10 protein-coding genes are annotated in these 10,196 nt (G+C 48.5%); 3 read left to right on the top strand and 7 right to left on the bottom strand.

The features are described from left to right. Positions 1-72 precede the first annotated feature (72 nt). Positions 73-918 carry a bifunctional 5,10-methylenetetrahydrofolate dehydrogenase/5,10-methenyltetrahydrofolate cyclohydrolase gene (locus DW826_RS07945; RefSeq protein ID WP_015553771.1) on the bottom strand — a complete coding sequence of 282 codons (846 nt, stop codon included), beginning with the start codon at positions 916-918 and terminating at the stop codon, positions 73-75. After that, entirely contained in the window at positions 915-1,619 is a 705-nt protein-coding gene (locus DW826_RS07940; RefSeq protein ID WP_117552467.1) for a cyclodeaminase/cyclohydrolase family protein, read from the bottom strand. The genes DW826_RS07945 and DW826_RS07940 overlap by 4 nt, the downstream gene beginning before the upstream one ends. 462 nt (positions 1,620-2,081) lie before the next feature. On the opposite strand from DW826_RS07940, the gene DW826_RS07935 reads away from it, so the two are divergent. Beyond that, positions 2,082-3,299 (top strand): argininosuccinate synthase, encoded by a 1,218-nt coding sequence (locus DW826_RS07935; RefSeq protein WP_021905463.1) that lies wholly within the window; start codon positions 2,082-2,084, stop codon positions 3,297-3,299. A 284-nt stretch (positions 3,300-3,583) separates the two neighbouring features. Next, positions 3,584-4,051 (top strand): hypothetical protein, encoded by a 468-nt coding sequence (locus tag DW826_RS07930; RefSeq protein ID WP_117552466.1) that lies wholly within the window; start codon positions 3,584-3,586, stop codon positions 4,049-4,051. Between the two features lie 92 nt (positions 4,052-4,143). On the opposite strand, the gene DW826_RS07925 is transcribed toward DW826_RS07930, so the two are convergent. Next, a complete protein-coding gene (locus DW826_RS07925) occupies positions 4,144-4,407 on the bottom strand; it encodes a hypothetical protein (RefSeq protein ID WP_117552465.1) in 264 nt (87 codons plus the stop codon). A gap of 98 nt (positions 4,408-4,505) precedes the next feature. Continuing rightward, positions 4,506-5,816: a Na+/H+ antiporter NhaC family protein gene (locus DW826_RS07920; protein ID WP_117552464.1), complete on the bottom strand. Its 1,311-nt coding sequence runs from the start codon at positions 5,814-5,816 to the stop codon at positions 4,506-4,508. 459 nt (positions 5,817-6,275) lie between these two features. Between DW826_RS07920 and DW826_RS07915 the strand changes: the two genes are divergently transcribed. Beyond that, complete coding sequence (locus DW826_RS07915) at positions 6,276-7,340, top strand: LysR family transcriptional regulator (protein ID WP_117552463.1); 1,065 nt, start codon at positions 6,276-6,278, stop codon at positions 7,338-7,340. A 98-nt stretch (positions 7,341-7,438) separates the two neighbouring features. On the opposite strand, the gene DW826_RS07910 is transcribed toward DW826_RS07915, so the two are convergent. The 3 genes from DW826_RS07910 to DW826_RS07900 all read right to left on the bottom strand — a co-directional run bounded on the left by DW826_RS07910 (position 7,439) and on the right by DW826_RS07900 (position 10,191). After that, the gene (locus tag DW826_RS07910) at positions 7,439-8,077 is read right to left on the bottom strand and encodes an AEC family transporter (RefSeq protein WP_117552462.1); all 639 of its coding nucleotides are present in this window, start codon (positions 8,075-8,077) and stop codon (positions 7,439-7,441) included. 248 nt (positions 8,078-8,325) lie between these two features. Beyond that, a complete protein-coding gene (locus tag DW826_RS07905) occupies positions 8,326-9,375 on the bottom strand; it encodes an electron transfer flavoprotein subunit alpha/FixB family protein (protein WP_117503195.1) in 1,050 nt (349 codons plus the stop codon). 30 nt (positions 9,376-9,405) lie between these two features. After that, positions 9,406-10,191, bottom strand: coding sequence for an electron transfer flavoprotein subunit beta/FixA family protein (locus DW826_RS07900; protein ID WP_117470189.1), 786 nt, complete (start codon positions 10,189-10,191; stop codon positions 9,406-9,408). Between the last annotated feature and the right edge of the window lie 5 nt (positions 10,192-10,196).

Here is a 10,196-nt window from a genome sequence, read left to right as displayed (position 1 = left end):
TCAGCCACTTTCACGGCTGATCCGTGAATAATCTAGGTTTATTTATGCTCTTTCCCGAAAAATTCAGAAAATTTACCGATTCACCTTTCTCTCCGCCGCCATCGCCAGATGCTTCGCCAGTACAGCCGTCGTCACAGCTCCGACGCCGCCCGGGACCGGGGTCGCCGCGGAGGCTTTTTCTTCCAGACCTTCCCAGAGGACGTCGCCGCAGAGCTTTCCGTTCTCATCCACGTTGATTCCAACGTCGATCAGCACAGCTCCTTCCTTTAAGAAGGACGCGTCTAACATCTTCGCCTTACCTGCCGCCGCGACGAGAATGTCCGCTTCCCGGCAGACTGCCTTTAAGTCCTTCGTCTTTGTATGGCACACAGTCACCGTCGCGTTTTCCTTCAACATCAACATGGACAGCGGACGTCCAACGACCATGCTGCGTCCGACGATCACCGCGCGCTTTCCTTCCATTGGAATATCAAATGCCTTTAACACCTCAATGACCGCCTCAGCCGTACACGGAGCAAAACCGTCCTTCTCTCCTGCAAACACCTTCGCCGTATTCACTGCACAGATTCCGTCGAGGTCCTTCTCCGGCCGGATCATCTGCTCCGCACGTTTTTCATTGATATACTTCGGCAGCGGGCGAAATAACAGAATTCCGTCGATGGCCTCGTCATCATTGATCTTCTGGAACTCCGCAAAGAACTCCTCCTCTGTGATATCCGCCGGATACACATATGACATTGTCTCCATTCCATATGCCGCAATACGTTTCATGACATTTCTCTCGTAGGAGAGATCATCCGGCCGCTCGCCGATCCGGACGATGGCCGCTGTCGGCACATATCCGCCTAATTTCCCGTTCATTGCGAGAACCTGTTCCTTGATTTTTGCAGAAACCTCTGCACCCTTTAATGTGATCATCCTCTTACCGCCTTTAACGCAATCTCATAGATCCGGTCTGCCTGTTCCGTTCCCTTTTTTATAAGAAGTTCTGCCTGACTATTCACTGTTTCGGCATACTCCCGGTCCTTCATCATCTTCGTATTGATATACACGCTCATGACAGCGCCGAGAAGCGCGGCCCGGATTCCCTGAATTCCGACACCAGCGTCGCTCACTGCAAGACGGCTTCCGTGGAGCGCCAGAAACTCCATATCATCCAACACGCTGACCGCCCGCTCCATGACTTCCACCGGAACCTTCGCGGCAGCCTTCAGGCATTCTTCCATCCGTTCGTCTTTTATCCTCTTCTCTTCCTCTGTCTCCGCCTTCATGCGGTAGACCTCCGACAGTGGCCGGAATGCCTGCTCATCCGCTTTTTCCAGCCGGATAAAATCCATTCTCGCCTCTCCCAGTCTCACAAGGATCCTCTGGACATCTTCCTCATATATCGCAAACTTTTTCTTACCCGCAGTCAGGTTCCCCTCCATCTCGCCGAGAGCTGTTCCGATCGCGCCGTAAACCGCTGCCGCGCTTCCTCCTCCCGGAGTCGGTGCCTTGGACGCCAACACTTCCAGATATTCGTTCCACTGTTCCATGAACATATTTCCTTCCAAATTTACTCTCTGCATATCGATTGAATCCCCGCATCCGGAAGTACCTGCCATTGGCTGCTGATCCATACCTGTGAATCCTTCTCTTCCTGCAGTCGATTTGCAGTCTTGAAAACTATTATCCATGATTTCACGACTCTTGTCAATCCTGGCTGTATATTTCCTACTATTTTTATAGGATTGCAGATCCGGCAGCTGCTCTCTTTTTCATTCCGATCCCCCTCCCAATACTTTTTGCCTCCAGACCCTTTCTTTACACAGACCGCTCAGACCATTTCCCTGTGATTCCTAATTTATACATGTAAAGAAGTACATGCTCAGCAATCCTCAAAACATTCGTTATTCGCCTATTTTCTTGAAAAATGACTGCCTGCTCGTGCTTCAAACGTATGCCTCCGACAGCATTTGTATTGCATATTATGCATTGTTTTTTATAAAAATACACTTTATGCTTGACATTATGCATCTTACGATGTATATTTATGACGCACAGAGAAATTAAACTTCTGATATAGATTGGAGGACATCATTATGAAAGAGAAAGTTATTTTAGCATATTCCGGCGGACTCGACACAACAGTTCTGATTCCGTGGTTAAAAGAAAATTATGATTACGATGTAGTCTGCGTCTGCATCGACGTAGGACAGGGAAATGAGTTAGATGGTCTGGAAGAGAGAGCAAAATACTGCGGAGCTTCCAAATTATATATCGAGCATGTTGTCGATGAATTCTGCGACGAATACATCGCTCCGTGCGTAAAAGCAAACGCTACCTACGAGAACAAATACCTTCTCGGTACCGCAATGGCCCGCCCGCTGATCGCGAAGATTCTTGTTGATATCGCGAAGAAGGAAGGCGCTGTTGCGATCTGCCACGGTGCTACCGGTAAAGGAAACGATCAGGTTCGTTTCGAGCTTGGCATCAAGGCCCTTGCCCCGGATATGAAGATCATCGCTCCGTGGAGAACCTGGAATATCCAGTCCCGTGAGGAAGAATTAGAGTACTGCGCAAAACACAACATCGATCTTCCGTTCAAGAAGAACGACAGCTACAGCCGTGACCGCAACATCTGGCACATCAGCCATGAAGGTCTTGAGCTGGAAGATCCGGCACAGGCTCCGAACTACGATCATATGCTCGTACTCGGCGTAACACCGGAGAAAGCACCGGATGAAGAGACTGAGATCTCCATCTCCTTCGAGAAGGGATTCCCGGTTGCATTAAATGGCGAGAAGATGAAATTCTCCGAGATCCTCACAAAATTAAATGAACTCGGCGGCAAGAACGGAATCGGCATCACCGATATCGTTGAGAACCGTATGGTCGGCATGAAGTCCCGTGGTGTTTATGAGACTCCTGGCGGAACCATCCTTCTCGAAGCTCACAAGCAGTTAGAGGAACTGATCTTAGACAAAGAGACATTAAAATATAAGAAGAACATCGACAACGAGTACGCTGATGTCGTTTACTCCGCAAAGTGGTTCAGCCCGTTACGGGAGGCATTACAGGCATTCGTTGAGTCCACTCAGGAATATGTGACCGGTGAGTGCAAGATGAAGCTCTACAAAGGCAACATCATCAAGCAGGGCACAACTTCCCCGTATTCCTTATACAACGAGAGCATCGCTTCCTTCACAACAGGCGATCTCTACGATCACCACGACGCTACCGGCTTCATCAACCTCTATGGTCTTTCCACAAAGGTTCGCGCAATGAAGAAGGCAGAGGTCGAGAAGAACCAGAAATAATAACTCTCTTTCATAAAAAACTTAGGCTTGATCCCGGCAGGACATGTTCCCGCCGGGATCTTTTCTTCAGCTGTTCAGATTCTTTACATTTCTGTCATTTTTCTTTCATTCTCTTCACAAAACCTCTTATATCTGACCGTATTCCTTCATTTTTTTTTGACAATTTGGTCACACTTTTTTGATTTAATATGGATCATAAAGAAAGAGAGAGATCCTTTGAAGCACCTGGATCTTTCATTTTTTCTCTTATATTTTCGATATTAGAAAGGAAGACTTAAATTATTATGAAAAAGAAATTACTTCTTACCACTTGCATCGCAGGTATCATCGCACTGGCAACCGCATGCTCTTCCCAGAGCACAACTGCTGCAACGACCGCTGCTTCTACAACGGCTGAGACAACAGCGGCTGCTGTGAAGGAGAATACAACTGCTGCTGAAAAGGAGACAACTGCCGCTGAAAAAGCAGAAGGCAAGAAAGAGGCTGATTCCAAAGCTTCCGAAAACAGCAGTGAAAAAAGCGACGAATCAAAAGAGTCTACAATAACTGGTACCATCAGTGACATAAAAGATTTCATGTTCACGGTAAGTGCTGATGGAAAGGATTACGCGTTCACCTTCGAAGCCGATAAAAAACCGGAAGGTCTCTCCGAAGTCAAGGACGGCGATAAAGTTACTGTAACTTACACCGGAACGGTCAATGAAGTAGACGCTTTTGATGGAACCATTCTTTCCGTGACAAAGGCTAAATAATATACACACGGGTGTGAAATGCGGCACCGCCAGGTCCCAAAAAAGGACCGGCGGTGCCGCGGCTAAAAGGCTGAAGGTAGTCAGCAGTTAGACTATTGACACACAACGATCTGGATCTTATCAAGCAATCGCTTAAGATTCTCATTTTCTTTCTGAAGTCTGGTGCAGCGCTCCCGGTACAGGTCCCGCTGCCTTTCAATGATACGGAAGTTAACGCAGATCTCTTTCATATCCTCGCTCTCTTCCCACGGCAGGTCAGAAAATTCTTTCCCTGCCGCTGGTTTCAGATTCTGCAGTATCTCCCCTGAACATATTTTCTTATTTGCTTCATCTGTTAATTTTTCTGCTGTTTTCATAATCTATCTCCCCTGACGATCATCCACATTTTCTATCCTATTTATTTCTGTTGTCCAGCCCTGCCCTTTTCATCCAAAACTGGAAAAGTTAAAATTTATCAAACAGCCTTTCTGGCTCTCACAATAAGATGCCAGATTGGAAGCAGATACAAGAACACCGCCGCCCCTATCGACACAAGCGGCGCCGACACAGACGCCAGCGGAACCGCACCCGCGATGGACCACGGAATGAGCGGAGCCGTAACGATTACCGAGTTTTCCATATCTATCGCAAATCTCTGCTGATCCGGCTCCAGATCCTTGCAGACCTGGTCCACCAGCATCGTTGCCAGTGTCTGGTTGCAGGCCACCATCCCCGCCACCATGGACGTCATAAGGATCGTACCAAATACGGTGATTTTTCTGCTCACCAAGCCCATCTTCGATTTTAAACCATTTAAAAGTCCGGTTCCCTCAAAGATACCCGAATAGGAGGACGAAATCGTGATGATCAGTGCCACCCGCACCATGGACATGATTCCGCCGCCGTCGATCATGGACGAGATTGATGGATCCGGAGATTGATAACCGTTGACCAGAATTCCAACGATCAGGAACAGGTCCGTGTGCTGCCAGAAAAGGCACACGCCGAGTGCCGTCATGATACTTGCCAGCATCGCCATCCGCACCTGTACCCGGAAAAGTGACAATACCATGATCACCACCGCCGGAAGAATTGGGATCAGTCCCAGATGGAATACGCCAGAAAAGCTCTCCGTCAGCGACAAATTTCCGGCTTCCGCCGCCGGAAATGCGATTCCGCAGACACCGTAAAAGGCACAGGTCAAAATTAGCGGCACGATGGCCGTCCTCACCATCAGACGGATATTGTCAAAAATATTTGTGTGGGTCAGCTCCGAGACCAGCAGCGCGCTGGTGGATACCGGCGAACACCGGTCCCCGAAGAACACGCCGGAGAGAATCGCGCCTCCCGTCAGGATCTCATTGCACCCCATCGCCTTCGCCATGGTCATGCAGATCACGCCCATGGTCGCCGCCGTTCCGAATGCTGTTCCTGTAAGGACGGACACCAGACAGTTTAAAAGAAATGCCATCAAAATCATTACCGACGGATTCATAAGCCCTGCACAGTAGGAGACAATCGCCGGGATCGTTCCTGCCGCCCGCCAGAGCGCCGTCAGCATCCCGATGAGTAAAAACGTAATTAAAATATTTTTCGCCGTCTTGATTCCCTTCCAGGACATCCCGAAAATATCTCTGACCGTATAACCGCGGTTCAAAGTGTACGCGAAAAAGATCAGATATCCAAGTGCCAACGCTGCCAGGATCGGGATTCCCGCAAGGATGCACCCGATCAGCGTCACCGCGAACACGACCAGAACAGCCGTCTCACTGGTTTGTACCTTCATAATGTTTACCTCTTCCCTGTTTTCTTTCGTGAACCATTCCCTCAGCCAGCTGTTCCCTGTTCAGATATCCTGATCCACCTTTATGATTCTAGTATACGCCTGGATTTTCCGCTTGTCTAACTGTATTTTCCGATATATAATACAGCTAAAAAACTGTATATAAGTTACAGATTTCATTCTTTTACACGATTTTCCCAGTTCATTCTGGCTGTCCCGTATCCTTTATGATCAGCACAGCTGATCCGAGACTCTGCACGACACTTACAAGTCAAGCGGATATTCGCAATCCGCTTCGCTACTTGCTCATAACCGAATAACTGCTCCGCAGTTTATCAGAAGGAGCTTGCACTCCTCCTGATACAAGCAAGTCCCCACCCACTGCTTATTGCTTTTCGCAATTGAAGCAGGGGACTTACTTGATTCGGTTAAACTTTCTTTTTTATATTCAGGAGGTTTTATATGAACTTTCTTTCCATGGACTACTTTCTCATGACCGCCGAGAAGCGCAGCTTCACAAAAGCCGCCGATGCTCTCCACATCACCCAGCAGACCCTGAGCACCCACATCGCCAATCTGGAACAGGAGCTGGACTGCAAGCTCTTCGTCCGCCATGTTCCCCTGGAGCTCACCTATGCCGGAGAGATCTTTTGGCAGTACGCCGCAGACTTCCAGAAAAAATACCGGGCAATGCAGCACGAATTTGCCGACCTGACTAAAAATGAGCAGGGCATCCTGCGGATCGGCATCTCCTTTACCCGCTGCCACGCCATCATGCCTGCGATCATCACGGAATACCAACGCCGCTACCCGCATATGGAGATCCAGGTCATCGAAAATGCGAACTCTGGACTACAAAAAGACCTGATGGAACATAAGATCGATCTCGCCATCGCGAAGTTCCCGGATTTTCTGCCAGGGATCACTCTGAGCGATTTCTATGAGGAGGAGGTCGTCCTTCTGCTTGCTGATTCTCTGTTTCATGAGGTCATTTCCGATGCCGCCCCAGCAGATGCCCTATTTTTACATCTTCCAAAAACTATCTGCTGCTCCGGCTCTGATTTCACTCATGGCACCGCTGGCACTGTCTCCTTTTCTGTCCAGGATCTCCCTGCACTGACAGATTCACAGCCAGAACCGTTAATGTTAAGAAGCCCGGAAGACTTCTCGATCTTCGAACACTGCCCATTCCTTCTAAACTACGCCACAGACATCGCCGGTCAGCTCGGAAGACACTTCATCACCATGGGCAATTTCAAACCAATCGTAAAGACCCAGTCCGACAATATGGGAATGCTTCTGGAACTCTGCGCCGCCGGAAAAGGCGCCTGCATCTCCCCGCTGAACCTTGCCATGAGCTCCCTCTCCCCTGAGCAGCGCAAAAAAATGCGGATCATCCATCTCGGACGATCCGCAAAATATAAGATCCGCTTCGGTTCTCTGGAACAACCTTACCAGTGGAAGGCGATCCGGAACTTTATGGATGCCGCGAACGCTGCACTCACCAGAACCGGCACAACCACCTAGCTTTCCGTTCTCTATCGCATGCGGTGTGCCATTTTTCAAATGAACAAAAATTTCTATCTCTTCTCCTAACTGAAAACGATCGACCTGCCCGGGCCCTCTCACCCTGCCAGATAACACCAGACTGGCAGGGTCAGCATGGACATTAGCGTCGTCATAACCACACATCTCGTTGCAAACAGGGCGTCACTGTCATATCTTGCCGCAAAGATCGCCGCCGTAGCTCCGGCAGGCATGCCGGTCATCAGAACGCTGATTCCCAGTGATATGGCATCAAGTCCAAGTCCAACGACCAGTGCTGCTGCCGGGAGAATGATCAGACGGAATACAGAAAACATGGCTGTATCTTTATTAAAGATCGTTGTAATTTTTACATCCGCCAAAATCGTTCCCACGATCAGCATCGTGAGGGCGCTGTTGCAATCCCCAAGATACTTCACTGTCGCCGTGATGACGGCTGGAAGCTTCACCTGCGTCACCATGCAGATCAAGCCCAGATAAATTGCAACCAGACATGGATGTGTCAGCACGTTCTTCGCGACTTTCTTCTTATCCACCTTCTCATCCGCCACAAAATAAGATTTCAAAAAAGTCCCCCAATCGTCGGTCTTTATTACAGCCAACAACCGGGGAACTTCCAGGACTCTATTTTTCTTTACTATACAGCGCCTCTTATAAAAAGCGATTCCAAAACACAGCACCTCATCTTCGATCTTCTGGCTGATATAACCTCCAGACATCAGTATCTCCAGATGAGGAAAAGGTACTTTACTTTGCCCGTAAGAAAAAAGGACATGAAGGCGTAAAGATATCTTGTGATGGTTTTCCAATGCAAAAAGAACACCTGTAAAACAGACGCCGGCACTTTCTTCCGACTATATAGACGCAAAAATCCCCGCCCGGAAACCCGGACGGGGATCATCACCTGTTGTGACACTACCGGCAGAATCACTCTGCTTACTTTATATACATTTACAATTCACGCAAATTAGTTAGCTGCTGCAGCTTTCGCTTCTTTGATCTTCTCTGTCAGCATCGGAACGATCTTGTTTAAGTCGCCTACGATACCGTAGTCAGCTACATCGAAGATCGGAGCAGACTCATCTTTGTTGATCGCAATGATGATGTCAGACTCTTCCATACCAGCTACGTGCTGGATCGCACCGGAGATACCGATTGCGAAGTATACGTGCGGACGAACAGTCTTACCAGTCTGTCCAACCTGAAGATCTTTCGGCTTCCAGCCGGAATCTACAACTGCACGAGAGCAGCTTACGGTACCGCCAATAGCCTCAGCAAGGTCATCAAGAAGCTTGAAGTTCTCTGCGCTTCCAACTCCACGACCACCGGAAACAAGGATCTTTGCATCCATGATATCAGCTACGTCAGATACTGCCTTAACGATCTCAAGAATCTCAACGTACTTGTTGTCCGGAGTGAATCCCGGGTTGAACTCGATAACTTCTGCTCTTCTGCCAGCCTCACGGTCAAGCTTCTGCATAACGCCTGGACGTACTGTAGCCATCTGCGGACGGAATTCCGGGCAAGCGATTGTAGCGATCGTGTTGCCGCCGAATGCCGGACGGGTCATAAGGAGCTGACCATGTTTCTGCTCTTTACCCGGCATAGCAACAAGCGGGAAATCTCCGATATCAAGCTGTGTACAGTCAGCTGTAAGACCTGTATGGATACGTGCGCAAACACGCGGGCCAAGGTCACGACCGATTGCTGTAGCACCGATTAAGAAGATGTCCGGCTTGAACTCGTTGATAACAGATGTGATCGCATGAGTATACGGCTCAGTTCTGTAATCCTTTAATTCCGGATCGTCAACAACGATAACTTTGTCTGCACCGTACTCACCGAGTTCGTCTGCAAGACCTTTTACGTTGGAACCAACTAAAACTGCTGTTACAGTTGTTCCTAAATCTTTTGCCAGGTCTTTACCTTTACCGATCAGCTCCAGAGCGATGCTGCTGATCTGATTGTCTACCTGCTGTGCAAAGACATATACACCCTTATATTCTGCTAAATTCATCACTTTTCACCACACTTTTCTTTTTTTGAATTAAAGTACATGTTTCTCAGTAAGTTTCTCAACAATGTAATTTGCAGCTGCGGACGGATCAAGGTTTGTCTCCTTAACGCCTGCACCCTTTCTTACTTTGTCGGAAGCCTTAGCGATCTGAGTCGGGGATCCCTTAAGACCAAGGTTGGAATCAAGGACATCTTTCAGATCTTTTCTGCCCCAAACGGTGATCTCTTTCTTGTATGCATCGAAGATTCCGCCCGGAGTCATGTAACGCGGCTCATTTAATTCAGAAAGTGCTGTAATTAAGCACGGCATTTTAGCCTTTAACATCATGTATCTATCATCGAACTGACGCTTAACGATTACGGAATCGCCATCGATCTCGATGCCCTCAGCATAGCTGATTACCGGAAGACCAAGGTGCTCGGAGATCTGCGGACCTACCTGAGCTGTATCACCATCGATAGCCTGACGGCCTGTGATGATGAGGTCATAGTCAAGGTTTCTTAAAGCACCAGCGATTGTCTGGGATGTAGCCCATGTATCAGCACCGCCGAGAACACGGTCTGTAACAAGGATACCGTTATCAGCGCCCATAGCCATAGCCTCACGAAGAACTTCCTCAGCCTTCGGAAGACCCATTGTAACTACTGTAACTTCTGCACCATACTGATCTTTTAAGCGAAGAGCTGCCTCCAGACCAGCTTTATCATCCGGGTTCATGATTGTGAGCATAGCTGCTCTGTCAAGTGTTCCATCCGGTTTGAACTTTACGCCGCCCTTAGTATCCGGCACCTGTTTTACACAAACAACGATTTTCACTGTAT

This window comes from Clostridium sp. AM34-11AC, from assembly GCF_003435375.1.
GTDB lineage: Bacteria > Bacillota > Clostridia > Lachnospirales > Lachnospiraceae > Pilosibacter > Pilosibacter fragilis.
This window is presented reverse-complemented; position numbering and strand designations above follow the sequence as displayed.